Genomic DNA, 26,461 nt, shown 5'->3' with positions numbered 1-26,461 from the left:
ACCCGGGCCAGCGTTCCCCCGTCAGACCCCTTCGGCCTCGTCCACGGCAAGCTGGGATTCGAACATCCGGAAGTAGCGGCCGCGCAGGGCCACGAGTTCCTTGTGGGTGCCCTGCTCCACGATCCGGCCGTCCTCGAGCATGTAGACAATGTCCGCCTTCTCGATCGTGGCCAGCCTGTGGCTGATGGCGATGATCGTGCTGCTGCGGTCGGCGAAAAGCCGGGTGAAGATCCGGTGCTCCGCGAGGGCGTCAATGGCCGACGTCGGCTCGTCCATGACCATGAACGCGGCGTTCCGGTAGAAGTTCCGGGCCATCGCGAGCCGTTGCCACTGACCGCCGGACAGCCCGCTCCCCTTGCGTCCGCGCGGATCCTCCATCCAGTTGCTGACGTGGTTGTCCAGTCCGTTGGGCAGCTTGTTGATGAACTCGAGGGCCTCGGCGTCGGCCGCGGCCCGGCGGATCCGGGCGTCGTCGCGCGGTGCATCGACGTCGCCGAAGAAGATGTTCTCCGCCGCCGTGGCGAACTCGTATTTCAGGAATTCCTGGCTGAGCACCGCCAGATGGCGGTGCCAGGACTTGACGTCGACGGCGGCGAGGTCGACGTCGTCGAGCATCACCTGACCGGAGTCCGGGCGGTAGAGCCCGGCGAGGATCCGGATGAGGGTGGACTTGCCGGCGCCGTTCTCCCCGACGATGGCGATGTGCTGGCCTTCGCGGATGGTCAGCGAGATGCCCTTGATGACTTCCAGCTCGCTGCCTGTATAGGTGAAGCGGATGTCCCGCAGTTCCACGGTCGTGGGTGCCTGCAACAGCGGCGGTGCGTGGTCGGAGTGCACCGGGAGCGCCATGAAGAGCTCGTAGTCCTTGAGGTTGGCGAGGTCCTCGTCGATGGAGCTGAGGGAGGAGACCAGGCTGTTGGCGGTGGACAGTGCGCGGCTGACGATTTGCTGGACGTAGAGGAACTGCCCCACCGGCTGCGCCCGGGCGATGATCTGCCCCACCACCCAGATGAGCGAGATGACCTCGGCGCCGTACTGCAGGGTGTCGGCGGCCAGCTGTTTGGGGATATAGCGCTTCTGGAAATCCAGCCGGCGCTTCTCGTCAGCGTCCCGCAGCCGGAAGCGCAGCCCCATGAGGTAACCGACAATCCCGTAGAGGCGCATCTCGGCGATGTGCTGCGGGCGCAGCAGGTTGGTCTCGATCATCCGCCGCTGCCGGCGCGAATCCACCTGGGTGTTCCAGTGTGCGATCTGCTCGCGGGAGAGCTTGAACTGCAGGTAGACGCTGGGCACGATCGCCACGAGGACGATCACGGCGATCCACCAGCTGACCAGCAGCAGCGCCCCGATGGCGAGGATCACCGAGACCAGCTGCGTGAAGATGGCGGCGATCCGGTCCAGGACCCGGGCGTAGGAATCGGAGAACCGCTTGGCCCGGTCGTACAGGTCCACCGTCTCTTTATCGTCATAGCGCCAGAAATCGAGGGCCAGGAAGCGCTCGTACATCAGGTCACCCACGATCGCTCCGACCCGGAAGCTCATCAGCTGCTGGATGTACCGGTCCACGCTGCTGAAGGCGCCCCAGAACAGTCCCAGGGCCGCGGTGATGATGACATACACAATCGCCTGCTGCCCCGCCGCGGCGTCGCCCGCATAGGCAGCCGCGAGGGCCGTGGTGGTCAGGGCGGCGAAGTAGGTGGTGACCAGCGGCAGCAACGCCGAAATCAGCGAGCCCACAACCTTCATCACGACGGCGGCGGGAGAGGCCCGGAAACTGACGCGCAACACCTGCGCCACGGCCCGGGCGTAGGGCCTTAGCGCCAGTTTGCGCTTGGGCTCACGTGCGGGCAGAAGTTCGGACATGGCTCCAGCCTAGGACACGCGCCAGCCCAACCAGCTGGCAGCAGGGTCCGTTTTGAGCGTCCAAAACGGCCCCTGCTGCCAGTTAGTTTGGTGAACCGGGCGGCTGGGGACTAGCGCGACCCGTAGTTGGGGGCTTCCACCGTCATCTGGATGTCATGCGGGTGGGATTCCTTGAGCCCGGCCGCCGTGATCCGGACGAACTTCCCGCGGGCCTTGAGCTCCGGAACGGTCGGGGCTCCCGTGTAGAACATGGTCTGGCGGAGGCCGCCGACCAGCTGGTACGCCACCGAGGCGAGCGGGCCGCGGTAGGCTACCCGGCCCTCGATGCCCTCCGGGATGAGCTTGTCATCGCCGGAGACGTCGGCCTGGAAGTAGCGGTCCTTGGAGTAGGAGGTGTTCTTGCCGCGGGTCTGCATGGCCCCGAGCGAACCCATGCCGCGGTAGAGCTTGAACTGCTTGCCGTTGACGAAGATCAGGTCACCCGGGGACTCGTCGCAGCCGGCCAGCAGGGAGCCGAGCATCACGGTGTCCGCTCCGGCGACCAGGGCCTTGCCGATGTCGCCCGAGTACTGCAGTCCGCCGTCGGCGATCAGCGGGACGCCGGCCGGAATAGCGGCCTTGGCGGATTCGTAGATGGCCGTGATCTGCGGGACGCCGACGCCGGCGACCACGCGGGTGGTGCAGATGGAGCCCGGGCCGACGCCGACCTTGATGCCGTCAGCGCCGGCGTCGATGAGCGCCTGGGCGCCTTCGCGCGTGGCGGCCTGGCCGCCGATGATGTCCACGTGTGCCGCCACCGGATCCGACTTCAGCCGGCGGATCATGTCCAGGACACCCTGGGAGTGGCCGTTGGCGGTGTCCACGAAGAGCGCGTCCACACCAGCATCGATCAGGGCCATGGCCCGTTCCCAGCCGTCACCGAAGAACCCGATGGCCGCGCCGACGCGCAGCCGGCCTTCGTCGTCCTTGGTCGCCAGCGGGTACTGCTCGGCCTTGGTGAAGTCCTTGGTGGTGATGAGGCCCTTGAGCCGGCCCTGCTCGTCAACGAGCGGGAGCTTTTCGATCTTGTTGGTCGCGAGCTTGTGCGAGGCTTCCTCGCGGCTGATGCCGACGTGCCCCGTGACGAGGGGCATCTTGGTCATAACATCGCTGACCAGGCGGATCGGGAAGTCTGCTTCCGGCACGAAGCGGGTGTCGCGGTTCGTGACGATGCCCAGCAGCCTCATGCCCTCGTCCACCACGGGCAGGCCGGAGACGCGGTAGTGCGAGCAGATTTCATCCAGCTCGGCGAGCGTCGCTTCCGGGCCGATGGTCAGCGGGTTGGTGATCATGCCGGATTCGCTGCGCTTGACCCGGTCCACCTGGTCGGCCTGGTCTTCGATGGAGAGGTTGCGGTGCACGACCCCGAGGCCACCCTGGCGCGCCATGGCGATCGCCATCCGCGACTCGGTCACGGTGTCCATCGCGGCGGAGAGCAACGGCGTGTTCACGGTGATGCGCTTGGAGATCCGGGAGGAGGTGTCTGCCTCGGACGGGATGACGTCCGTGTGGCCGGGCAGCAGCAGGACGTCGTCATACGTCAGTCCGATGAAGCCGAAGGGGTTGTGTTCGGGCTGGGTCATGAGTGCGCCTCTTACCTTGGTTACGGGGTTTCACGGGTAGGGGTTGCAACAGATGACCAGCCCGTCATTACGGGCATGGCCTGTGCAGAAGTGTTGAATAAATACTAGAACCTCGGCGGCGATCCCCATATTCCGGGGCAGTAATGTGAGCAACGGCACCGGCCATGCGGCGCCGCCGCGTCACGTCCAGCCGGTAGCCGCCAGCAGCCGGTCTTCGAACATGGGGATCATGCTCTGGACATAAGTCTTGGTCAGGTGGTTGTCGTCCTTGTAGACGTACACATTCCCGACGACGGCCGGGCAGATTCCGTCGGCGCAGATGAAGTCGCTCAGGTCCATCAGGTGCAGTCCCGGCACCCTCCCCCGGTACGCGTCCAGGGGCGAGGAGTCGGCCAGGGACTCCTGCAGCGGCACCCTGCACTTCGGGGCGTCGGGTCCGTTTTTCTGGACACATTCGGGCATGTTCATGTTGAAGCGCGGGTTGTCGCGGATGCCCACCACGTCCATGCCGGCGTCGGTGAAGGGTTTGATGCCTTCCAGGTAGCGGGGCACCTCGGTTTCGAAGGGTGCGTCTTTGTGGGTGAGCGAGGCGACCGTGAAGACCGCGTCGGGCTTGTGGTCCAGGACGTACTGGGCGCTGGCTGCGTTGAAGGCGTTGCACTCGGCGTCCCGGTCCGGGGACTCGCCGCCGAAACGGCAGTTGCCTTTCAGGAGCGCGACGACTTCCCAGCCGTGGCTTCGGGCGATCGGGCCGAGCGCCGCCATGTACTGCTGGGCGTGGGAATCACCGAGCACCACAATGCGCTTGGTGACGGTGTCCGGGCGGCTGTTCTGCAGGCAACCGGCGAGCAGCGGATCGCCCGGGACGTTCCCGTCCGCGCACCGCCCGTCGATGTCAGCCCACTCGTTCTTCATGGCGACCGGAGCCGGGATGATCTTCGCCTCAGGCGTCGGCTTGCCCGCATTCTCGGGCGCCAGGGCGGCCGCGCCGGGGGTCAATTCCTTCGGCTGCGCCGCGGCGACGGCCTCGTCTGCCATGATCCTGCTCTGCCACACGGACACCGGACCCGCCAGCAGCGCGCCGCACGCTGCAATCACGACGGCGGTTCGCCAGCCGCGGCGCTGCGGCCAGTGCCACTCGCGCAACGGCTTCTCCACGAACCTTGTGGTCAGCACGGCCAGCACGATCGAGGCGGCCACGATCGCCAGGCCCTGGACGAGGTTCGGCGCGGCGATGCCCGTCCCGGCGAGGGCCAGCACCAGCAGCGGCCAGTGCCAGAGGTACAGGGCGTACGAGTTGTCCCCGAGGGCCACCAGCGGCTTCCAGGTCAGGAATCGGTCCACGCCGAAGCGGCTGCCGCTTTGTCCGGCCACGATGATGGCGGCCGCGGCCAGCGTCGGCCACAGCGCAATGAAGCCCGGGAAGGAGCGGTCCACGGTGAGCAGGAGGCCGCAGGAGAGCATCGCGGCGAGGCCGACCCAGCCGAGGACTACCCGCAGCATTTTGCCGGGCTTGAGGTGCGGCAGCGCAAGGGCCAGCAGCGAGCCGAGCGCGAACTCCCAGAGCCGGGTGCGGGTGTCGAAGTAGGCGTAGGACTGGTTGGTGGCCGTCTGTTCGATGGAAAAAAGGAGCGACGCAACGAAGATCGCGCCGAAAGCCGCGGCCAGGAGGGCGGCGTAGCTCACCCGGTTGCCCCAGGGGGTCCGCCGCAGGAAGCGCAGCAGCAGGGCGGCGCCGGCAAACACGAGCGGCCAGAGCAGGAACACCTGGCCCTGGATGGACAGCGACCAGAAGTGCTGCAGCGGGCTGGCGCCGGAATGGTCCTGTGCGTAGTAGTCGACGGCGGATTCCGCCAGGAGCCAGTTCTGCCGGTACAGCAGGGAGGCCCAGGACTGGTCCAGCACGTCCGGCCAGCGGTTCTCGGGGAGGATCACCCGGGTGCCCACCAGGACGCCCAGGACGACCACGACGACGGCGGGCAGCAGCCGCTTGAGCAAGTGGAGCCAGTGGCTTGCCAGACGCAGGGGCTTTCCGCCCTCGACCTTGCGGGCGAAGCTGAGAGTCATCAGGAACGCCGAAATCAGCAGGAAGACATCCACCCCGCCCGAGACCCGCCCGAGCCACACGTGGTAGGTGACCACCATCAGGACCGCGAGGGCGCGCAGGCCCTGGACTTCGGGCCGGTAGCCTGGTTTTGTGCGCCTTGGAGAACCCGCATCCGCTGGCTGCGGGCTGGCTATGGTTCGCTCGTTCGACACAAAGAGCCCCTTCAGGCGGATTCCAAAACGTCAATGTTACCGAGCCGTAATTTCTCTGGCCAATCACCGCCCCACACAGAGGCTTGGCCGCGGGTCTTCTGCCGTCCCGGAGGCTACCCTGTAACGAGCCAGAGGAGGCCCCGTCGTGATCGCACAGTTGCGCATTTGTGTCCCGGACGAGCTGTCCGCCGCCGTCATGGACTGCTGCACGGGCGAGCTGGGCGTCGCGGAAGTTTCCCGCCAGCGTGCTGCTTCCGTTCTTCCTCCCGGGGACATCCTCCACGTCCTGCTGGCGCGGGAGTCCGTGGAGCGGCTCGTGGAGAAACTCCACGCCCTGAATGTCCAGGAGCTGGGGTCGATCTCGGTCACCACGCCCGAGTTGGTGCTCTCGGACCGGGCGGACAAGGCCACTGCCGACGCCCCCGGCGAAGGCGCGGACACCGTGATCTGGGACGAGGTGTCCCGGCAGACAGGCGAAGACTCGCGGCTCACATGGAGCTATCTGGCGTTCCTGATCCTTGCGACCCAGCTGGCGGCCATCGGGATCGTCACGGATTCGACCATCGCCATTGTCGGGGCGATGGCGGTAGGCCCGGAATTCGGTCCCCTGGCGGCATTGGCGGTGGCACTTGTGCGGCGGCAATGGCCGCTGGGGCGCAGTGCGGCGCTGGCGCTTGGCATCGGTTTCCCGGTGGCCATGCTGGCGGCTGCCCTCACCGCGTGGCTATCCGTGCCGCTGGGCCTCTTTCCGGCCGACGTGCTCGACCGCGGATCCGCCGTGGATTTCATTTACCACCCCGGCCCCTATTCGCTCATCGTTGCCGTGCTGGCCGGGACCGCGGGGATGCTGTCCGTGATCAGCCGGCGGTCTGCTGCGCTGGTCGGGGTGTTCATCTCCGTGACGACGGTCCCGGCCGCGGGGTTCGTAGCTGTGGCGCTGGTCCTGGGCGAATACCAGAAGGCGGCCGGTTCGGCCCTTCAGCTGGGGCTGAACCTCGTGGGAATCGTGGCCGCCGCGGTTGCCGTGCTGATCTTCTACCGGCTCGTCACCAATCGCCCTCCGCGGGGCGCCGCACTGCGGCTGCGGCGGAAGGCCACACGCTCCGGGGGCTGATCCACGCCGAAGGGGCCAGCGGGGGGCGAACAATAAAAGACCGGACCAGCTGGTGCTGGTCCGGTCTTTTATTGTGCTGGTCCTGGTGTAGCTTCGGCACCCGCGTAGGAGCCGCCGTGAACCTTAGTGCTGGTGGCCTGCGTGCTGGTCTTCGTCGGCAGGCTTTTCGACCACGAGGGTTTCCGTGGTGAGCACCAGCGCCGCGATGGAAGCCGCGTTGCGGAGGGCCGCGCGCGTCACCTTTACGGGGTCGATGACGCCGGCAGCGATCAGGTCTTCGTATTCGCCGGTCTTGGCGTTGAAGCCCTGGTTGTTGGCGGATTCGGCCACCTTGGCGACGACGACGTAGCCGTCGAAGCCTGCGTTCTGGGCGATCCAGCGCAGCGGCTGGGTCAGTGCCCGGCGGACGATGCCGACAGCAGCAGCCGCGTCACCTTCGAGGGCCTTGACGGCGGGATCCTCGTCGAGCGCCTTGAGGGCGTGGATGAGGGCGGCGCCACCGCCGGCGACGATGCCTTCTTCAAGGGCAGCGCGGGTCGAGGACACGGCGTCCTCGATGCGGTGCTTCTTTTCCTTGAGCTCGACCTCGGTGGCTGCGCCGACCTTGATCACGCCGATGCCGCCGGCCAGCTTGGCCAGGCGTTCCTGCAGCTTTTCCTTGTCCCAGTCGGAATCGGTGCGGGTCAGCTCGGCGCGCAGCTGGGAAACCCGGGCTGCAACGTCCTCTGCCGAACCGGCGCCGTCAACGATGGTGGTGTTGTCCTTGGTGACCGTGATGCGCCGGGCGGTACCGAGCACCTCAAGGCCGACCGTGTCCAGGCTGAGGCCCAGTTCCGGCGAGACAACCTGTGCGCCCGTGAGGGTGGCGATGTCCTGCAGCATGGCCTTGCGGCGGTCGCCGAAGCCCGGTGCCTTGACGGCGACAACGTTCAGGGTGCCACGGATGCGGTTGACGATGAGCGTGGACAGTGCCTCGCCCTCGACGTCCTCGGCGATGATGAAGAGCGGCTTGGAGCTCTGCAGCGCCTTTTCCAGCAGCGGCAGGAAGTCCTGGACCGAGGAGATCTTGCCCTGGTTGATCAGGATCAGTGCGTCTTCGAGGACTGCTTCCTGGCGTTCCGCGTCGGTGACGAAGTACGGGGACAGGTAGCCCTTGTCGAACTGCATGCCCTCGGTGAGGACCAGTTCGGTCTGCGTGGTGGAGGATTCCTCAATGGTGATCACACCATCCTTGCCGACCTTGCCGAAGGCCTCGGCCAGAAGCTCGCCGATCTCGTCGCTCTGCGCGGAGATGGCTGCGACGTTGGCGACCTGGTCGCCGGCGACCGGGCGGGCGTTTTCGAGCAGCCGGGCTGCGACGGCCTCAACAGAGACCTCGATGCCGCGCTTGATTTCGCCCGGAGCTGCGCCTGCCGCCACGTTGCGGAGGCCTTCCTTGACGAGCGCCTGAGCCAGGACGGTAGCCGTGGTGGTGCCGTCACCGGCAACATCGTTGGTCTTGGTGGCGACCTCCTTGGCAAGCTGCGCGCCAAGGTTTTCGTAGGGATCGTCGAGTTCGACTTCGCGGGCGATGGTGACACCATCGTTGGTGATCGTGGGGGCGCCCCACTTCTTGTCCAGCACGACGTTGCGGCCGCGGGGGCCAAGCGTCACCTTGACCGTGTTGGCGAGCTTATCGATGCCGGCTTCAAGCGACCGGCGGGCAGCGTCGTTAAACGCAAGCTGCTTTGCCATGGTTTTGTCCTTTCAAAGACAGAACCCCGCGCAGCTGACCCGTCTGAAAAGGATCTGCGGCGCGGGGTCCAAGAGAGTTACTTTACGACGATCGCCAGAACGTCGCGGGCGGAGAGCACGAGGTACTCGGTGCCGCCGGTCTTGACTTCAGTTCCGCCGTACTTGGAGTAGATAACAACGTCGCCGACGGTGACGTCGATCGGAACGCGGTTGCCGTTGTCGTCAAAGCGGCCGGGGCCTACTGCAACAACTTCGCCTTCCTGCGGCTTTTCCTGCGCGGAGTCCGGGATAACCAGGCCGGAAGCCGTGGTCTGCTCGGCTTCGAGCGGGCGGACAACAATACGATCCTCAAGAGGCTTAATAGAGACCGACAATGACCTCTCCTTTTCGTCAGCAAATTCGTGGACATTAAAGCTGTGGGGCCAAGGCATACAGACCGTCGTCGCGGTGCCGGCAGCAGCCTGGCTGATAAAGCTTCAGGTGTTAGCACCCGCCTAGGGAGAGTGCTAATGACGACTCTATGTAAGGAGTTAGCACTCGGTCAAGGCGAGTGCCAGAAATTCGTCATGGGTGAACGCTGCACCGCGGCTGGCTACTGTCCGCCGAGGTCCTCGAAGTCCACATCCTCACCGTTGTCCTCGCCGCGGCCTCCGGGGTCGTTCCGGTGCCGGTACAGCACCAGTCCGCCCGCCGCTGCAAGGGCAGCGCCGGTGACCAGGAAGGCAATGCCGCCGGCGCGGACCGCAGCGTAGTTCTCGCGGATGGCCTTGGCCTCGTCGGTGGCATCGGTGACGTCCTTGCCGCCGACGGAATACACGGTGGCGTTGAAGGAGTCCAGGAAGAAGATGATGACCAGGAACGCCGCGCAAACGACGGCGATGGCAATGCCGGCGACCAGCGCCGGGCGGGCATAGCGGGCGAGTCCGTGGCGGGCGGGACGGCCGCCGTCGGCATCCGGCCGGGCGGCGTCGCCTTCCGGGTATCCTGCATCCGTGCCGCTGTCTGCTGTGCCGCTGTCGTCCATGCCGTCAAGCCTATCGGGCGCAAGGCCCCCACGACGCCCTGAACTAGGCTTGATCCCATGGCTGACGCACCGCAGGACCAGATCGCACCGCTGCTGAACCCCGAGGGCTGGGAGTTACTGGCGTCGCTCGGCCCGTACCGGGAGGAGGAGGCGCTCCGCCTCAACGCCTCCCTCCGGAAGGCCGGCCACTCCCCCGAACTCGTCTCCGCCGTACTCACCCAGTCCCGGCTGCGGACCAGGGCCGAGGCCAAGTTCGGCGAGTTCGCCCGGCAGATGATCTTCACCCAGGCGGGTCTGGAACAGGCCACCCGGCTCACCGTGGCGGCCCGGCACGCGCAGCGTTTCGCGGAGGCCGGCGCGCAGCATGTGGCGGATCTCGGCTGCGGCCTCGGTGCCGATGCCATGGCACTCGCCTCCCTGGACATCACGGTCACGGCCGTGGAGAGGGACGAAACGACGGCGGCCTGCGCCACGATGAACCTGATCCCGTTCCGGAACGCCACGGTGGTCCATTCCGATGCAACGACCGTTTCCCTCGACGGAATCGACGGCGTCTGGCTGGACCCGGCGCGCCGCACCACCTCCACCTCGGGCACGAAGCGGCTCTGGGACCCGGAGGACTTTTCCCCGCCGCTGTCCTTCGTCGAGTCCCTGGCCGGCGCCGGGCTCGCCGTGGGCGTGAAGATGGGCCCGGGCATGCCGCACGACTCAGTGCCCGGGGATTGCGAAGCCCAGTGGGTGTCGGTGGGCGGGGACGTCACCGAAGTGGCGCTGTGGTTCAACGCTGTCCGGCGGCCCGGGATCCGGCGCGCGGCCCTCCTGCTCGGGCCCGCAGGCGCAGCGGAGCTCACCAGCGCCGAGGACTTCGACGGCGGCCCGGTCGCCCCGGTCGGCCCGGTGGAGGGGTACCTCTACGAGCCCGACGGCGCCGTCATCCGCGCCGGACTCGTGGCCGACGTCGCCCTGCAGCTGGGCGGGCACCTCGTGGACGAGCACATCGCCTACATCTGCGCCCCGGAACTGCGGGACACCCCCTTCGCCCGGGCCTACAAGGTCCTGGATGTGATGCCCTACAACGTCAAGGCCCTCAAGGCCTGGGTCAAGGACCAGGGCATCGGCGTGCTGGATATCAAGAAGCGCGGCACTTCCGTCACCCCGGAGGAGCTGCGCAAACAGCTCCTCCCCGGAGGGAAGACCGGAGGGAAGACGGGAGGGAAGACCGGAGGGAAGACGGGAGGGAAGACCGGAGGGAAAGGCGTCGGCAAAGAAACGGCCACCCTGGTCCTCACCCGGATCGGGGACGAGCGGGTGGCCATTTCGGTGGCGCCGGTCTAGGGCTGGTTTCCCTGGCCCGGAGCCGCAGTGCGCTACTGGGCGCGCATAAACTCCTCGGCTGCCCGGACCTGCTCGTCCGTGGGCCGGATCCCCGTGTAGAGCACAAACTGCTCCAGCGCCTGGATGGTCGCCACCTCTGCGCCGGTGATGACGGCTTTGCCGGCCGCGCGCGCGGCCTTGATCAGCGGGGTCTCAGCCGGCAACGCGACGACGTCGAAGACCACCTTTGCGGCGTCGATGGCCTCCTGCGGGAATGACAGCGAGCCGGCGTCGGGGCTGCCTGCCATACCAATAGGCGTCACGTTGATGAGCATGTCGGCCGCCACCGCGCCGGATGAATCGACGTCGGCGCGCCAGGCAAAACCGTAGAGCCCGGCGAGCGCCCGTCCCGCCTCCTCGTTGCGAGCGATCACGGTGACGTTCCGGAACCCGGCGTCGCGCAGGGCAGCGGCGGTGGCCTTGGCCATGCCGCCGGCACCCTTCAACAGCACCGAGTAGCCAGTCGGCACGGCGTTGCGCTGCAGCAACTGCTCGATCGCCGTGTAGTCGGTGTTGTACGCGGTGAGCGTGCCGCCGTCGTTCACGATTGTGTTGACCGAGTCGATGGCTTTCGCGGACGGGTCCATCACATCCACAAGCGCAATGACGTCTTCCTTGTAGGGCATGGACACGGCACAGCCGCGGATTCCCAGGCCACGCACGCCGGCGATAGCCTGGGCAAGGTCCGTGGGGGCGAAGGCCTTGTAGATCCAGTTCAGGCCAAGCTGTTCGTACAGGTGGTTATGGAAGCGCGTCCCGTTGTTGCTCGGCCGGGCCGAGAGCGAGATGCACAGGGTCATGTCTTTATTCAGGATGGGCACCCCTCCATTAAACGCCAGGCCGGCCGCGACGGCGGGCGCCCCCCGCACAGCGCCGCATCCGCGTACTTTTGTGAACACTTTCACGTTTTTGCAGCAATCCTTCCGCCGGCCCAATGCCGCTCCTGCACTAGACTTGAGCCACCGTTGCCCCGCCAACTGTCCGGCAAATCCGCCCATGACGCTGGCCGCCGGCAGGAAACGGACAGCCAAACAATGAAGGGACCACATGAAGATTGATTTCGCTTCATCCAGGCAATCAACTCTTGGTGTGGAATGGGAACTCGCCCTCGTGGACGCGGAAACCGGGGAACTGGCCTCCGTGGCCAAAGAGGTCCTCCGCGGTGTCGCTGCGAGGCATCCCGAGCTGAACGAGGACGACGAGCACCCGCACATCAAGCAGGAGTTGCTGTTGAACACGGTGGAGCTGGTCACCGGGATCTGCAACACCGTGGCGGAAGCGAAAGCGGACCTGAGCAGCTCCCTCGCCGCCGTCCGTGACGTCACCGATCCGATGGGCGTCGAAATCTTCTGCGCCGGCAGCCACCCCTTCAGCCCCCCGCAGCTGCAGCCCGTGACGGACAAGGAGCGTTACGCCAAGCTCATTGACCGCACCCAGTGGTGGGGCCGCCAGATGGTGATCTACGGCGTCCACGTGCATGTCGGCCTGGACAGCCGGGACAAGGTCCTTCCCGTGCTGGACGGCCTGGTGAACTATTTCCCGCATTTCCAGGCGCTCTCCGCCTCCAGCCCGTTCTGGGGCGGCGAGGACACCGGTTACGCCTCCCAGCGGGCCCTGATGTTCCAGCAGCTGCCCACCGCTGGCCTCCCGTTCCAGTTCGCCACCTGGGAGGACTTCGAGTCCTACGCCCAGGACATGTTCACCACCGGCGTGATCGATTCACTCTCCGAAATCCGCTGGGACATCCGGCCCGTCCCGCATTTCGGCACCATCGAGATGCGCATCTGCGACGGTCTGGCCACGCTCGAGGAAGTCGGCGCCATCGCCGCCCTGACCCAGTGCCTCGTCGACGAGTTCTCCACGACGCTGGACAACGGCGGCACCATCCCCACCATGCCGCCCTGGCATGTGCAGGAGAACAAGTGGCGTGCCGCCCGCTACGGGCTGGACGCCATCATCATCCTCGACGCCGAGGGCAACGAACAGCTCGTCACGGACCACATCCGCGAGACGGTCGCGCGGCTTGGACCCGTCGCCGTGAAACTGGACTGCGTTGCAGAGTTGGCTGACGTCCTGAAGATCATCGAGCGCGGCGCCGGGTACCAGCGGCAGCGGCGCGTGGCGGCAGAGCACGGCGGCGACCTGCGCGCCGTCGTACTGGATCTGGTCCAGCAGATGCGTAAGGGCCCCGAAGCCTAGGACACGCCTCTGCTTCCGCGAGGCGCGCCCATCTGACTGGCAGCAAAGGCCGTTTTCAGCCCCCAAAACGGCCGCAACTGCCAGCTACTTGGGCCAGCGACGCGGACCGCCTCAGGCCGAGACGGTGGTGACCGGCATCGAGGAATCCGGTGCGAAGCCGATGCCGCTTGGGGCGATCCCGGCCATCACCAGCTGCGCGCCGAGGGCCGCGACCATGGCGCCGTTGTCCGTGCACAGGGCCAGCGGCGGGACGGTCAGCCGGATCCCGGCGGCTCTGCAGCGCTGTTCCGTGAGCTGGCGCAGCCGTGAATTCGCTGCCACGCCGCCGCCCAGCAGCAGTTCGGTGATGCCGTTCTCCCGGCAAGCGAGCACCGCTTTGGACGTAATGATGTCCACGACAGCCTCCTGGAAGGCTGCGGCGATGTCCGCCACCGGCACCGTCTCGCCGCGGGCCTCGAATTGCTCCACGCAGCGCGCGACGGCGGTCTTGAGTCCGCTGAATGACCAGTCGTAGCGGTGCGGGCCGGGTTCGTCCGCGGTCCCCATGTATTTGGGCTGGCTCAGGCCGCGCGGGAAGCGGATCGCCTTGGCGTTGCCGGCGCGTGCCAGCTTGTCGATGGCCGGGCCGCCCGGATAACCCAGGCCCAGCAGCCGCGCCACCTTGTCGTAGGCCTCGCCGGCGGCGTCGTCGATGGTGGACCCGAGCAGCTGAACGTCCCCGGTGATGTTCCGGATCCGCAGGATTTCGGTGTGGCCGCCGGAGACCAGCAGGGCGCCCAAGTTTTCCGGCAGGGCGTTCGTGGGCATGGCGTTCGCCCGCGGGGTGCCGGCGAAGGCCGGGCCGCCGTCGTCCGTCTGGAGCAGCCCGACGCCGACGTGCGCCACGAGGTGGTTGATGGCGTAAAGCGGTTTGCCGGTGGCAACGGCGAGCGCCTTGGCCGCGCAGACCCCCACCATCAGGGCTCCCGCGAGCCCTGGACCGGACGTGACGGCGATCGCGTCGATGTCCTCCAGCGTCACCCCGGCCTCGGCCAGCGCCTCGCGGAGGGTGGGGACGAAGGCGTCCAGGTGGGCGCGGGAGGCGATCTCGGGAATCACGCCGCCGAACCGGACGTGTTCGTCCATGGAGGAGGACACAGTATTTGTCAGCAGCTGCGTCCCGCGGACAATCCCGACGCCGGTCTCGTCGCAGGAGGATTCGATGCCCAGGACCAGCGGCCCGGCGTGCTGGGTGCTGTTCATGGGCGGTCTGCTTCCCTGGGCGCGGTGTGGGGGTGGGTGGTGCCGAGCCGGAGCCGCATGATCAGCGCGTCGACGCCGTCGCGGTAGTAGCGGGGCCGGACGTGGATCTGCTCGAATCCGTAGCGGCGGTAGAGCTGCTGGGCGCGGGGGTTGTCGGCCCGGACCTCCAGGAGCACGTCCTCGGCACGTCGCTGCCGGCTTTCCCGGATGAGTTCGGTGAGGAGCGCCGACCCTATCCCCTTGCCTTCCTGCTCCGGCACGACGGCGATGGTCTGGACATCCGCGATCGGCTCGATGCACATCAGCCCGGCGTAGCCGACGATCTGACCGGCACGCTCGGCCACGAGGTAGCGCCGGGTGTCGGCCTGCGCCAGCTCGGCGACGAACATCTGCATGGGCCAGGCGTCCACCGGGAACAGCCGGCACTCCAGCTCATGCACCGCGGGGATGTCCGCAGCGGTCATGTCCCGGAGGGTCACACCGCCGGGAAGCCCCGCCGGTCCTGCATTCTGTCCTGTGTTCGGTCCTGCGGACCCCGTGTTCACAGCGCCCGCTTCCGCGGGCCGGGGACCTGGGCATCGGACTCGCGCAGGTAGAGCGGGGTGGAATCGAGCAGCTGTTCCCCTGCCGCGAGCCGTGCGAGGGCGAACTGGCCCAGCGAGAGGGCCTCCGGCTGGCGGGAGCTGAATTCCGGGACGGCCTTGACGACGTCGGCATACAGGCCGGCGCCGGCGCCGTAGACCGGAAGCCCGGGAAGTTCCGCGGCGAAGCCGACGTGCGGGCCGTCCAGCAGCTGGGGCAGCTGGCCAGTGCTGAGGGCATACCGGGCCCAGTAGACCTCTTTGCGCCGGGCATCGGTGGCGACGATGAACTCGGGCGCCGCGTCCGTGGACTCCGCCACCTCCAAGGCGATGGCGTCCAGGCTCATGAGGCCGTAGAGAGGTTTGCCCCAGACGAACGAGAGGGTGCGGGCCGTGACAATCCCCGAGCGCAGGCCGGTGAAGGGGCCGGGCCCCACCCCGGTGACGACGGCGTCGACGTCCGCGCCGGTGAGGCCGGCCTCGGCCAGGAGCGCCGCGATTCCCGGCGCCAGTACTTCGGCGTGGCTCCGGGTGTCCTCGGTGGCAAAGCTCGCCACGACGGATTCCGGGGTGTCATCGGAAACGAGCGCGGCGCTGGCCACGGCCGAGGTGTCCATGGCAAGGATCAGCATCAGTTCCCTTCCGGGGTGTGGGGCGCGGGCGTGGTTGCGGTCCTCGCGGGCGCGGGCAGGACGGGGGGATCCAGCCAGCGGGGACCGAAACCGCGGATCACGATCGTACGGGGTTCGTCGTCCTCCCCGGTGTCGAAATCGAGGGTTCCCGGCGAGAGGGTGGCGGTTTCGGGGGCGGCGGAGGTGCCGCCCAGGCTGCGGATCAGGTCCACCTCAAGCCGGCTCTCGCTCAGGTGCTCCACCCGGCCGCGGCCCCATTCCACGACCGTCACCGCGCTGTCCATGGTGTTTTCCAGGTCGATGTCGTCGATTTCCGAGGCCGAACCCAGCCGGTAGGCGTCAACGTGGACCAGGTCCGGGCCGCCCGGCCGGGGGCCGTCGGGCAGGTTGGGGTGGATGCGGACCAGCACGAAGGTCGGCGAGATGATCCCGGCGCGGACCCCCAGGCCCTCCCCGAGGCCCTGGGCGAAGGTGGTCTTTCCCGCTCCGAGCTCGCCGGTGAGGACCAGCAGGTCGCCGGCCCTGAGCTGGGCGCCGAGGACGGCCGCAAGGGCGTGGGTTTCGTCGGCGGTCCGGACGTTCAGGGTCCGTTCCCAGGCTGGCGCGCTCACGGCCGCGACCCGTCGCGGGCGGGCTCTTCATTGATGTAGCGGCGCGGCACCCGGGGACTGATCCGCGTGACGATCTCATAGTTGTTGGTGCCGGCCGCGCGGGCCCAGTCCTCTGCGGTGGGGCCGCCGTCGTCACCGTTGCCGAACAGCACCGCCTCGGCGCCGAGGACGCTGCGCCCGCCGGCCGCCACGCTGAGCGGACCCAAATCGATGACCATCTGGTCCATCGCGATGCGTCCCACCACGGGGTAGTTCACGCCATCGACCCGGACCGGTCCGCCGGTGGCGATCCGCGGGACGCCGTCGGCGTAGCCCAGCGGGATCAGCCCCAGCGTGCTGGCACCGCCGGTGCGGTAGTTCAGCCCGTAGGAGACGCCTTGGCCGGCAGGCACATCCTTGCAGTGCGCAACGACCGTGCGGACGGTCATGGCGGGGCGCAGGCCCAGCTCCCCCGAGCTCTGCCCGTCGAACGGCGACAGCCCGTAGAGGCCGAGCCCGACGCGGACAAGGTCAAAGTGCGTGTCGGGGCGGGACAGTGTGGCCGGGGTGTTGGCGAGGTGCCGCACCTCGGGATCCACGCCGGCGTCCCGGGCGATGGCCAGGGCTTCGCGGAAGGCTGCGAGCTGTTCGTCAGTTTCCGGGCGCTCGGGTTCGTCGGCGACGGCCAGGTGGGAGAAGATGCCCACCACCCGCAGCAGGCCCTGGTCCTGATATTCCATGGCTTCGCCGACTAGGCCGTCCCAGGCATCCAGGGTCGCCCCGTTGCGGCCCAGCCCGGTGTCCACTTTGAGGTGCACGCGGGCCGGCCGTTCCTGCTCCCGGGCGGCCGCCACGATGCGTTCCAGTTCCCAGCCCGAGCAGCCGATGTCGATCCCGGCAGCCACGGCAGCCGCGAAGTTGCTCTCCGGGGTGTGCAGCCAGGCCAGCAGAGGGGCGTCAATGCCGGCGGCGCGGAGGGCCAGGGCCTCGGAAATGTGGGCGGTCCCCAGCCAGTTCGCTCCGGCGCCGAGGGCCGCGCGGGCCACGGGAACAGCGCCGTGGCCGTAGGCATCGGCCTTGACCACCGCCATGACCTGCGCCGGCGATGCCACAGCCGCCAGCCGTCGGACGTTGTGCCGGATGGCTTCAAGGTCGATAACTGCCGATCGTTCCTCGGCGTAGGCCGGCTGAACCGCCGGGTCGGGCCGGAATTCACCTGTTGCTGCTGGGTAAGTCACTTAACGATTCTAGGGGCGGCTGGGCATGCGGCTTAATTCGGGCGCCGCGGCCGCCTGGCACTCCGCTCCCCGGGGGACATGCTCAGTGCCCGCGACCATGACTGGGCACAACGGCATTATGTCCATTCCCCGACCTGAGCGGAGGACATGTCCAGCGGCCAACAGGTCCAGGAGTGATGCACATCCCCGCCCACCCGAGCCGCCCGCGCCGCCCGAGCGAGGGACATGCTCAGTGCCCGCGACCACGACTGGGCACAACGGCATTATGTCCAATCCCTGACCTGAGCGGAGGGCATGTCCAGTGGGAGGGGGCCGCGCGGACTCCGTCTACGCGTCCGAAAGGTGCGCGATGGTCGCCGTCGCCCGCCTTTGCGCTTCCTGCGGAACATCACGGATGATGTCCTCGAGGAAGCGGTACCGCCGAAGCCACTGGCTGCTCTGCCGTTCCTTCCGGGCGTTGGCCCGCTGCCACCAGTCGGCGATGTCGCCCCAGCCGGGTGCGGCCAGCGAGCCGCCGACCTCCTGCACGGCCAGGGCTGCGCAGAGATTGGCGAACCGCAGCCTGTCGCCGAGCGGCCAGCCGGCCAGGCAGCCAACGATGAACGCAGCGCCGAAGCAGTCCCCCGCGCCGGTCGGATCGTACGCGGACACGGGCAACGACGGCACCCACTCCTCTTCGCCGGTTAGGGAGTCCACGGCCATGGCCCCCTGCGGCCCCAGGGTCACGACGGCGACCGGCACCTTGTCCGCCAGCGTGTAGAGGGCCGCCCACGGGTTGTCGTGCCCGGTGAAGGCCATCGCCTCGTGCTGGTTCGGCATGAAGGCGTGGAAGTACTGCAGGTTGTCCAGCCGGGAGGAGGACCAGGCACCGGTGGGATCCCAGCCGACGTCGCCGAACAGCCGCACCCCGGCCTTGTACGCATCGAGCGCCCACGGCTCCAGCTCCTCGCCAAGCTCAGCCACGGCCGCGAGCGCCGGCGGCGGGCAGCCGACCAGTTCGCTGGAGCTCACGGGTGCCGGGTGCCCGTGCGTCACCATGGACCGGTCGTGCTCCACGCTGAGGGACACCGTGACCGGTGAGTGCCAGCCTGCGACCCGCCGGGACAGGGACAGGTCCACGTGCTCCTGTCCGGCCAGGATCTTCCAGTTGTAGTCGCCGTAGCCGTCGTCGCCGAATGCGGCGGCCAGCCCGGTCCGCAGCCCCAGCCGTGCAGCAGCGATGGCCTGGTTGGCCACGCCTCCGGGGCAGCTGCCCATCCCGTCGCTCCAGATCTCGGTTCCGGCGACGGGGGCGTGCGGCAGTCCGGTGAAGATGATGTCCTGGAAGACAGTTCCGGTCAGCAGCAGGTCGAAGCCCTCCGCCGCCGGGGTACGGACAGCGGAAAGCGGGTCAAAACGCCGCGTCGGTATCGCGTCCATGTATGCACCCTACGCCGTCCCGGAACCGCTGGAAAGGCGTGCGCCGGGCCCGGACGGGGCCGGTGTGCATAGACTGTCGGCATGCGGCTGATGATTGCCGGGGGCGGCGGATTCCGGGTACCGCTGGTCTACCGGGCGCTCTGCGCGGGACCCTTCGCCGGACTGGTCCGGGAGCTGGTGCTGTACGACGTCGACCCCGGCCGCCTCGCCGCCATTAACGCGGTGCTGGCCTCGTTCGCAGAACAGGACGCGCCCCGCGCCGCCGCCCTTCCCGCCGTCCGGGCCACCACATCCCTGGCCGAGGCGCTGCGCGGCACGGACCTCGTCTTCGCCGCGATCCGCCCCGGCGGGACAGCCGGCCGCACCGCGGACGAACGGGTGGCCCTGGACCTGGGCCTCCTGGGCCAGGAGACCACGGGGGCCGGCGGCATCTCCTACGCGCTGCGCTCCATCCCCCGCATGCTGGACCTCGCTGCCCACATGCGCCGCTACTGCCCCGATGCGTGGCTGCTGAACTTCACGAACCCGGCGGGCATGGTCACCGAGGCCCTGGTTCCGGTGCTCGGCCGCAAGGTGGTCGGCATCTGCGATTCGGCCAGCGGGCTGGTGCACCGGGCGGCACTCGCCGCCGGCGTCGTGCTGCCCGAGGGAACGCTCGACGGCGTCGGGTACTACGGCCTGAACCATCTCGGCTGGCTGTACCGGCTGGAGTCCGGGGGCAGGGACAGGCTGCCCGGGCTGCTGGCCGACGCCGGCGCCCTGGCCGGCTTCGAGGAAGGCCGGCTATTTCCGCAGCCCTTCCTCGCTGACCTGGGGCGCCTGCCGAATGAATACCTCTATTACTACTACGAGACCGAACGTGCCCTGGCCGGCATCCAGTCCGCCGCCACGACACGCGGCGAGTCCATCGACCGGCAACAGTCCGAGCTCTATCCCCGGCTCGCGGCCGCCGGCCCGGAGGCCTACCCCCTGTGGAACGCCGCCCGCCGGTCCCGCGAGGAGGGCTATCTCGCCGAAGCCCGGGCCGCCGGCGAGCGCCGGGATGAAACGGATCTGGCCGGCGGCGGCTACGAACGGGTCGCCCTCGCCGTCATGCGCGCCCTCTCCGGCGGCGGCCCGGCGGAGCTGATCCTGAACACCCCCAACAGCACCGGCCAATCCGGCGCGGGCGACCCGGCCATCCCGGGGCTGCCGGCGGACGCCGTCGTCGAGGTCCCCTGCCAGGTGAGTCCCGACGGCGTCGTCCCCCTGCGGCAGGAACGCCCCGCACCGGCGCAACTCGCGCTGCTGCAGCAGGTCAAGGACGTCGAACGGCTCGTCGTGACGGCCACCAGCCGGGATGCCGGGACCACGGGGGCCGGGCGGCGGGACGCGGCCCTGGCGGCCTTCGCCCGGCACCCGCTGGTCGGCTCCGGGGACCTCGCGGGAAAACTGCTGGCCGGGTACGAGGACGCATTTCCGCAACTCCAGGAGCTCTGGCGCGGGAAGCAGTAGGTCCCGGACCTACAGCCTGCGGTACATCACGAGCAGGCCCACATAGCCCAGGCGCGGGTGCAGGAACGCGTCCGGGATGGTGGCCAGCACCTCGAAGCCCATGGACCGCCAGGCCGCAACGGCCCGGACATTGCTTTCCACGACGGCGTTGAACTGCATGGCGCGGAACCCGGCGGCCCGTGCCGCGTCCAGCGAGTAGGCGCACAGCGCGCGGGCCACCCCCTTGCCCCCGTGCGCCGGATGGACCATGTACCCGGCGTTGGCGACGTGGCTTCCGCCGCCGCCCTGGTTCGCGTGCAGCTCGCCGGTGCCCAGGATGACCCCTGCGAGCTCACCCCGCCCCGCCGCGACGAAGGTCTGGCCCGGGGTCTGCTTGAACCAGCGTTCGCGGGCCTGGTGCTCGGTGGTGTCCCGGTCCCAGGTGAAGGTTTCCCCGGCCCTGATGACGGGCTCAAGGATCTCCCAGACCGCAGGCCAGTCCGCGCCGGCGGCCGGGCGGATGACCCAGCCGGGGGCGGTGGATGCTGTCTGATCTTCTGTGCTCACAGCCGTCACGTTAGCAGCACGCCCGGCCCTGTGACCGGCGCCGCCCGCCGCCCTGTGAACCCGCGGGAACTTCAGGAGTAGTGTTTTATCGAAACGCAGATCCGGCAGTGTCCAACAGGGCGCCATCAGGACCTGTCCACGGGAGGGAGCAGAATGTCGCTGATCCGCCGCGTCGCCTTCCTCTCGCTGCACACCTCGCCGATGGAGCAGCCCGGTTCCGGTGACGCCGGGGGCATGAACGTCTACATCCGCGCCCTCGCCGCGGCCCTTGCCGATACCGGCGTCGAGGTGGAGATCTTCACCCGTTCCACGTCCGCCGGGCAGGCCGCCGTCGAACACCCCTCCCCCGGAGTTTGCGTCCACAACGTCCTGGCCGGCCCGGCCCGGAAGCTGCCCAAGGAGGAACTGCCCGGGCTGCTGCACAGCATGGTTGCCGAAATCGACCGGATCCGGCAGCTCCAGCCGCACGGCCGCTATGACGTGATCCATTCGCACTACTGGGTTTCCGGGGTGGCCGGGCTCGAGCTCGCCAGCCTGTGGGGACTTCCCCTCGTCCACACCATGCACACCATGGCCAAGGTGAAGAACATGCTGCTGGTTGCCGGTGAGCAGCCGGAACCGCGCCGGCGCGAGGACGGCGAGCAGCGCATTGTCGACGGCGCCACCCGGCTGATCGCCAACACGGGCACCGAAGCGGAGGAACTGGTCTCGCACTACAACGCGGACAACGACCACATCGATGTGGCCCCGCCGGGCGTGGACCTGGACATCTTCACGCCGGCGTTCCGCAGCCGGGCCCGGGCCGCCCACGGAGTGCCGCCGGGCCGCTTCCATCTGCTGTTCGCCGGGCGGATCCAGCGACTGAAAGGCCCGCAGGTCCTGATCAAGGCCGCCGCCCTGCTGCGGGCACGCCGCCCTGACATCGACCTTCAGCTGACTATCGTCGGGGCGGTCAGCGGGTCCCGGGACTTCGATCTGAAGTCGCTAATCAGCGCCGCCGGAATGGACGACGTCGTCACCCACCATCCGCCGGTCAGCGCTCCGAAACTGGCTGGCTGGTACCGGTCCGCCGACGTCGTGGTGATGCCCTCCTACAGCGAATCCTTTGGTCTCGTGGCCCTCGAAGCCCAGGCGTGCGGGACACCGGTGGTGGCCACCAAAGTCGGCGGTCTGTCCCGGGCCATCTTCGACGGCCGGACCGGGTTGCTCGTCGAGGGCCACAAGGCCGCGGACTGGGCCGATGCCCTGGAAGCCCTGTACGACGACCCGGCGACCCGCGAGGACATGGGCCGCGCGGCGTCACTGCATGCACAGGAATTCGGCTGGCAACGCACGGCAGCGATCACGCTGGAGAGCTACCACACGGCGCTGAGCCAGTATTTTGGAAACTTGACCATTCCGGTGGGCCACACGCCCTCCACCGGAACCGCGGGCCGCTGACAAGCGGCCTGAAACCACTGGCCGGTACACCCACCGACGCCACGAGAAAAAGGACAACGATGTCTGAAACCACGATTCCCGGATCCGCTGCCGCCGCCGCACCGTCCGGCGGCACCGCAGCGCTGAGTGACCTGGAGATCGCGCAGAAGGCCACGATGAAGCCCATCGAGGAGATTGCCGCCGCGGCCGGCATCAGCGCCGAGGCCATCGAGCTCTACGGCCGGTTCAAGGCGAAGATCGATCCGGCCAAGCTCGCGGGTTCGACGGCGGGCGGCCCGGCCCGCGCCCCGGGCAAGGTGGTGCTCGTCTCCGCGATGTCGCCCACGCCCGCCGGCGAGGGCAAGTCCACCACGACGGTGGGGCTGGCGGACTCCTTGGCCCGTGCGGGCCACAAGGTGATGATCGCCCTGCGCGAACCCTCGCTCGGCCCGATCCTGGGCATGAAGGGCGGCGCCACGGGCGGCGGCTACTCCCAGGTGCTGCCGATGGATGAGATCAACCTGCACTTCACCGGCGATTTCCACGCCGTCACCTCGGCAAACAACGCCCTCATGGCCCTCGTGGACAACCACATCTACCAGGGCAACGAGCTGAACATCGACCCGCGCCGGATGACCTTCAAGCGGGTGCTGGACATGAACGACCGTTCCCTGCGCGAGGTCGTGATCGGCCTGGGCGGTCCCACGCAGGGCATCCCGCGGCAGGACGGCTTCGACATCACCGTGGCCTCGGAGATCATGGCGGTCTTCTGCCTCGCCACGGACCTCGCCGACCTCCGGGATCGGCTGGGCCGCATCACGTTCGGCTACACCTACGACCGGCAGCCGGTCACAGTGGCCCAGCTGGGGGTCCAGGGCGCCCTGACCATGCTGCTCAAGGACGCCATCAAACCGAACCTGGTGCAGACCATCGCCGGGACCCCTGCCCTGGTCCACGGCGGACCGTTCGCCAACATCGCCCACGGCTGCAATTCCCTGATCGCCACCCAGACCGCCCGCAGCCTCGCGGACATCGTCGTCACCGAGGCCGGCTTCGGCGCGGATCTGGGCGCGGAAAAATACATGGACATCAAGTCACGCGTCGCCGATGTGGCTCCGTCCGCCGTCGTGATCGTGGCGACCGTCCGGGCCCTGAAGATGCACGGCGGCGTCGCCAAGGACCAGCTTAAGGAGCCCAACCTGGACGCGCTGGCTGCCGGCGTCGTCAATCTTCAGCGCCATGTCCGCAACGTGGAAAAGTTCGGCATCACCCCGGTAGTGGCGATCAACAAGTTCGCCACAGACACCCGCGAGGAGCTGGACTGGCTGCTGGAATGGTGCGCCGCGGAGGGCGTCCAGGCGGCCGTGGCCGATGTCTGGGGCCGCGGCGGGGGCGGCGACGGCGGTGACGAGCTCGCGGCCAAGGTCGCCGCGGCCATTGAGGCGCCGCACACCTTCCGGCACCTGTACCCGCTGGAGATGTCGGTGGAGGACAAGATCCGGACGATCGTGCAGGAAATCTACGGCGCCGACGGGGTGGATTTCTCCGTCCCGGCCCTTAAGCGGCTTGCGGAGATCGAGAAGAACGGCTGGTCGGGCTTCCCGGTGTGCATGGCGAAGACCCAGTATTCCTTCAGTGACGACGCGGGCAAGCTGGGCGCCCCGAAGGGTTTCACGGTGCATGTCCGCGACCTCATCCCCAAGACCGGCGCAGGCTTCATCGTGGCCCTCACCGGCGCGGTCATGACTATGCCGGGACTGCCCAGGGTCCCGGCCGCAATGCGCATGGACGTCGACGCCGGCGGCAACCCAGTCGGCCTCTTCTAGACCCGTTGCCCTATCACTTCTGGCTGCTATTTCCGGCGGATAGGGACCAAAAGTGATAGCGCAACGGGCGCCTGTGGATAACGCGAGCGGGGATCCGGCCTTCGGATAAGAATGGTCCGCATGCGACCACCAGCAGCTTTGCCTGCGCACCTCGCCTCGGCCCCTTTCACCGTCTATGAGGCGCGGGCTGCCACCCTGGGCAGCGCCCGGCTCCGTGCTTCCGACCTCGCGACGGCCGGCCGGTTGCTCTATCTGCCCACCGGCTGGGAGTTCGAACTCCGCGGGCTGGCGCGCGCCCTGTCAGCGGCAACGCCGGGTGCGTGGATTTCGCACCTTACGGCAGCCGTGTTGCTGGGGCTGTGGCTCCCCTCGTGGTATCGCGGGGTCCGGGAACTGCATCTCAGCAAGCCCAAGGCGCTGCCGCCGGTCCGGCGTGAGGGTGTGGTCGGGCATACCGTCCTGGTGTTCGACGACGAGCTCATGGTCTGGGACGGAATCCGGATGTCAACGCCCGCCCGGACCTGGCTGGACCTTGCCCGCATCCTGCCGCTGGAGGATCTCGTGGCGGTTGGCGACCAATTAGTGCGGCGGCCCCGCGTTGGTCTGGAGGACCGCACGGAGCCGTGGGCGACACTTCCCCAGCTCAGGGCGATGCTCACACGGCACCCGAAACTCAAAGGAATCGTGAAAGCGCGCCAGGCACTGGAGCTCATCCGGCCCGGCTCCGACTCCGCCCCGGAAACGTTCCTGCGCCTGGCGCTGACCGCCTCCGGGCTGCCGGAGCCCGAGCTGCAGCTCCGGATCGCGCCGGGCGACCCCTACTCCCCCGCGGCGGACCTCGGCTACCGGAGGCAAAGGGTCGCCATACAGTACGACGGCGGCCACCACCGCACACGCGAACAACAGACCCGCGACAACCGCCGTGACGAAACATTCAACGCGGCCGGCTGGCGTTACTTCAAGTTCAACGCCGACGATCTGGCGGATGACTTCCGCGGTGCGGTCCGACGGGTCCGGCTCGCGCTCCACTGCCGTTAAACGCCGGTTGCCCTATCACTTGTGGCGGCCAAACCAGGGGTTTGGGGACCGTAAGTGATAGGGCAACCAGGGGAGGCGGGAGGGGTTAGCGCTCCAGGTCCCCGCGGATGAAGGCCTCGACCTTGTCACGGGCGAGGTCGTCGTTGAACTGCTCCGGCGGGGACTTCATGAAGTAGCTCGACGCGGAGAGCAGCGGGCCGCCGATGCCGCGGTCCAGGCCGATCTTGGCGGCGCGGATGGCGTCGATGATCACGCCGGCGGAGTTGGGCGAGTCCCAGACCTCCAGCTTGTATTCGAGCGACACCGGGGCGTCGCCGAAGTTACGGCCCTCGAGGCGGACGAAGGCCCACTTGCGGTCGTCGAGCCACTGGACGTAGTCCGACGGGCCGATGTGGACGTCGCGCGGCGCGAGGTCGGCTTCCACGTTGGACGTGACGGCCTGCGTCTTGGAAATCTTCTTGGATTCGAGGCGGTCGCGCTCCAGCATGTTCTTGAAGTCCATGTTGCCGCCGACGTTCAGCTGGTAGGTGCGGTCCAGGGTGACGCCGCGGTCCTCGAACAGCTTGGCCATGACGCGGTGCGTGATGGTGGCACCGATCTGGCTCTTGATGTCATCGCCCACGATCGGGACACCCGCGGCCGTGAACTTATCCGCCCAGGCCTTGGTGCCGGCGATGAAGACCGGCAGGGCGTTGACGAAGCCGACGCCGGCGTCGATCGCGCACTGGGCGTAGAACTCGGCGGCTTCCTGCGACCCGACAGGCAGGTAGCAGACCATCACGTCGACCTTGGCGTCCTTGAGGGCCTGGACGACGTCGACCGGCTCTTCCGTGGACTGCTCGATGGTCTCGAGGTAGTACTTGCCGAGGCCGTCGAGGGTCGGGCCGCGCTGGACGGTGACACCTTTCGGCGGGACGTCGGCGATCTTGATGGTGTTGTTTTCGCTGGCCAGGATGGCGTCGGACAGGTCCAGGCCCACCTTCTTGCCGTCGACGTCGAACGCGGCGACGAACTCGACGTCGTTGACGTGGTATTTGCCGAACTCCACGTGCATCAGCCCCGGAATCGTGGCTGTGGGGTCGGCATCCCGATAGTACTCGACGCCCTGGACCAGCGAAGTGGCACAGTTACCTACGCCGACGATTGCAACACGAATCGGATGTGAAGACACGGAACTCCTTTGGGGACAACTTCATGTGCCCGGCGCGGAAGTACTCTGATGCACGACGGCGGCAGCGGACACGGCG

General features: G+C 68.1%; 22 protein-coding genes. 7 read left to right on the top strand and 15 right to left on the bottom strand.

The window, feature by feature from the left end; genetic code table 11:
• Nucleotides 1-21 precede the first annotated feature (21 nt).
• The 3 genes from ACZY0Y_RS01090 to ACZY0Y_RS01080 form a co-directional block, all read right to left on the bottom strand.
• Complete coding sequence (locus ACZY0Y_RS01090) at nt 22-1,863, bottom strand: ABC transporter ATP-binding protein (protein WP_463956492.1); 1,842 nt, start codon at nt 1,861-1,863, stop codon at nt 22-24.
• Nucleotides 1,864-1,973: 110 nt separating this feature from the next.
• Entirely contained in the window at nt 1,974-3,485 is a 1,512-nt protein-coding gene (gene guaB, locus ACZY0Y_RS01085) for an IMP dehydrogenase (protein WP_463879899.1), read from the bottom strand.
• Nucleotides 3,486-3,665: 180 nt separating this feature from the next.
• Entirely contained in the window at nt 3,666-5,744 is a 2,079-nt protein-coding gene (locus ACZY0Y_RS01080; RefSeq protein ID WP_463956491.1) for an acyltransferase family protein, read from the bottom strand.
• Nucleotides 5,745-5,889: 145 nt separating this feature from the next.
• Between ACZY0Y_RS01080 and ACZY0Y_RS01075 the strand changes: the two genes are divergently transcribed.
• Complete coding sequence (locus ACZY0Y_RS01075; RefSeq protein ID WP_463956490.1) at nt 5,890-6,858, top strand: DUF389 domain-containing protein; 969 nt, start codon at nt 5,890-5,892, stop codon at nt 6,856-6,858.
• A gap of 123 nt (nt 6,859-6,981) precedes the next feature.
• Here the strand turns inward: ACZY0Y_RS01075 and groL are convergent, their stop codons facing one another.
• The 3 genes from groL to ACZY0Y_RS01060 all read right to left on the bottom strand — a co-directional run bounded on the left by groL (nt 6,982) and on the right by ACZY0Y_RS01060 (nt 9,616).
• Nucleotides 6,982-8,592, bottom strand: coding sequence for a chaperonin GroEL (gene groL / locus ACZY0Y_RS01070; RefSeq protein ID WP_024367422.1), 1,611 nt, complete (start codon nt 8,590-8,592; stop codon nt 6,982-6,984).
• Nucleotides 8,593-8,669: 77 nt separating this feature from the next.
• The gene (gene groES, locus ACZY0Y_RS01065; protein WP_024367421.1) at nt 8,670-8,966 is read right to left on the bottom strand and encodes a co-chaperone GroES; all 297 of its coding nucleotides are present in this window, start codon (nt 8,964-8,966) and stop codon (nt 8,670-8,672) included.
• 218 nt (nt 8,967-9,184) lie between these two features.
• Entirely contained in the window at nt 9,185-9,616 is a 432-nt protein-coding gene (locus tag ACZY0Y_RS01060; RefSeq protein ID WP_463956489.1) for a hypothetical protein, read from the bottom strand.
• 57 nt (nt 9,617-9,673) lie between these two features.
• On the opposite strand from ACZY0Y_RS01060, the gene ACZY0Y_RS01055 reads away from it, so the two are divergent.
• Nucleotides 9,674-10,951 (top strand): THUMP-like domain-containing protein, encoded by a 1,278-nt coding sequence (locus ACZY0Y_RS01055; protein ID WP_463956488.1) that lies wholly within the window; start codon nt 9,674-9,676, stop codon nt 10,949-10,951.
• A gap of 32 nt (nt 10,952-10,983) precedes the next feature.
• On the opposite strand, the gene ACZY0Y_RS01050 is transcribed toward ACZY0Y_RS01055, so the two are convergent.
• Complete coding sequence (locus tag ACZY0Y_RS01050; RefSeq protein WP_463956486.1) at nt 10,984-11,811, bottom strand: shikimate 5-dehydrogenase; 828 nt, start codon at nt 11,809-11,811, stop codon at nt 10,984-10,986.
• Between the two features lie 226 nt (nt 11,812-12,037).
• Here ACZY0Y_RS01050 and ACZY0Y_RS01045 point away from each other — a divergent pair, with 226 nt between their 5' ends.
• Complete coding sequence (locus ACZY0Y_RS01045; protein WP_463879887.1) at nt 12,038-13,189, top strand: glutamate--cysteine ligase; 1,152 nt, start codon at nt 12,038-12,040, stop codon at nt 13,187-13,189.
• 111 nt (nt 13,190-13,300) lie between these two features.
• Here the strand turns inward: ACZY0Y_RS01045 and tsaD are convergent, their stop codons facing one another.
• The 6 genes from tsaD to ACZY0Y_RS01015 all read right to left on the bottom strand — a co-directional run bounded on the left by tsaD (nt 13,301) and on the right by ACZY0Y_RS01015 (nt 18,891).
• The gene (tsaD, locus tag ACZY0Y_RS01040; RefSeq protein ID WP_463956484.1) at nt 13,301-14,431 is read right to left on the bottom strand and encodes a tRNA (adenosine(37)-N6)-threonylcarbamoyltransferase complex transferase subunit TsaD; all 1,131 of its coding nucleotides are present in this window, start codon (nt 14,429-14,431) and stop codon (nt 13,301-13,303) included.
• Nucleotides 14,428-14,895, bottom strand: a complete 468-nt coding sequence (rimI, locus tag ACZY0Y_RS01035) for a ribosomal protein S18-alanine N-acetyltransferase (RefSeq protein WP_463956482.1) — start codon at nt 14,893-14,895, stop codon at nt 14,428-14,430. The genes tsaD and rimI overlap by 4 nt, the downstream gene beginning before the upstream one ends.
• Nucleotides 14,896-14,972: 77 nt before the next feature.
• Nucleotides 14,973-15,644: a tRNA (adenosine(37)-N6)-threonylcarbamoyltransferase complex dimerization subunit type 1 TsaB gene (tsaB, locus tag ACZY0Y_RS01030; protein ID WP_463956481.1), complete on the bottom strand. Its 672-nt coding sequence runs from the start codon at nt 15,642-15,644 to the stop codon at nt 14,973-14,975.
• Nucleotides 15,644-16,255, bottom strand: coding sequence for a tRNA (adenosine(37)-N6)-threonylcarbamoyltransferase complex ATPase subunit type 1 TsaE (gene tsaE, locus ACZY0Y_RS01025; protein WP_463956480.1), 612 nt, complete (start codon nt 16,253-16,255; stop codon nt 15,644-15,646). Before tsaE ends, tsaB begins: the two co-directional genes overlap by 1 nt.
• Entirely contained in the window at nt 16,252-17,472 is a 1,221-nt protein-coding gene (alr, locus tag ACZY0Y_RS01020; protein ID WP_463879875.1) for an alanine racemase, read from the bottom strand. Before alr ends, tsaE begins: the two co-directional genes overlap by 4 nt.
• A 327-nt stretch (nt 17,473-17,799) precedes the next feature.
• Nucleotides 17,800-18,891, bottom strand: a complete 1,092-nt coding sequence (locus ACZY0Y_RS01015) for a PfkB family carbohydrate kinase (RefSeq protein ID WP_463879873.1) — start codon at nt 18,889-18,891, stop codon at nt 17,800-17,802.
• A gap of 81 nt (nt 18,892-18,972) precedes the next feature.
• On the opposite strand from ACZY0Y_RS01015, the gene ACZY0Y_RS01010 reads away from it, so the two are divergent.
• Entirely contained in the window at nt 18,973-20,385 is a 1,413-nt protein-coding gene (locus ACZY0Y_RS01010; protein WP_463879871.1) for a family 4 glycosyl hydrolase, read from the top strand.
• 9 nt (nt 20,386-20,394) lie between these two features.
• Here the strand turns inward: ACZY0Y_RS01010 and ACZY0Y_RS01005 are convergent, their stop codons facing one another.
• Nucleotides 20,395-20,931 (bottom strand): GNAT family N-acetyltransferase, encoded by a 537-nt coding sequence (locus tag ACZY0Y_RS01005; protein ID WP_463879869.1) that lies wholly within the window; start codon nt 20,929-20,931, stop codon nt 20,395-20,397.
• A gap of 153 nt (nt 20,932-21,084) precedes the next feature.
• On the opposite strand from ACZY0Y_RS01005, the gene mshA reads away from it, so the two are divergent.
• From mshA to ACZY0Y_RS00990, 3 genes are all read left to right on the top strand, one after another.
• Nucleotides 21,085-22,371, top strand: a complete 1,287-nt coding sequence (mshA, locus tag ACZY0Y_RS01000; protein WP_463956479.1) for a D-inositol-3-phosphate glycosyltransferase — start codon at nt 21,085-21,087, stop codon at nt 22,369-22,371.
• A gap of 59 nt (nt 22,372-22,430) precedes the next feature.
• Complete coding sequence (locus tag ACZY0Y_RS00995; RefSeq protein ID WP_463956478.1) at nt 22,431-24,176, top strand: formate--tetrahydrofolate ligase; 1,746 nt, start codon at nt 22,431-22,433, stop codon at nt 24,174-24,176.
• A 120-nt stretch (nt 24,177-24,296) separates the two neighbouring features.
• Nucleotides 24,297-25,214: a DUF559 domain-containing protein gene (locus ACZY0Y_RS00990; protein WP_463956477.1), complete on the top strand. Its 918-nt coding sequence runs from the start codon at nt 24,297-24,299 to the stop codon at nt 25,212-25,214.
• An 85-nt stretch (nt 25,215-25,299) separates the two neighbouring features.
• Here ACZY0Y_RS00990 and ACZY0Y_RS00985 read toward each other — a convergent pair whose 3' ends face one another.
• Nucleotides 25,300-26,385, bottom strand: coding sequence for an inositol-3-phosphate synthase (locus ACZY0Y_RS00985; RefSeq protein ID WP_463879859.1), 1,086 nt, complete (start codon nt 26,383-26,385; stop codon nt 25,300-25,302).
• Nucleotides 26,386-26,461 lie beyond the last annotated feature (76 nt).

It is taken from the genome of Pseudarthrobacter kochi, assembly GCF_055412805.1.
This window is presented reverse-complemented; position numbering and strand designations above follow the sequence as displayed.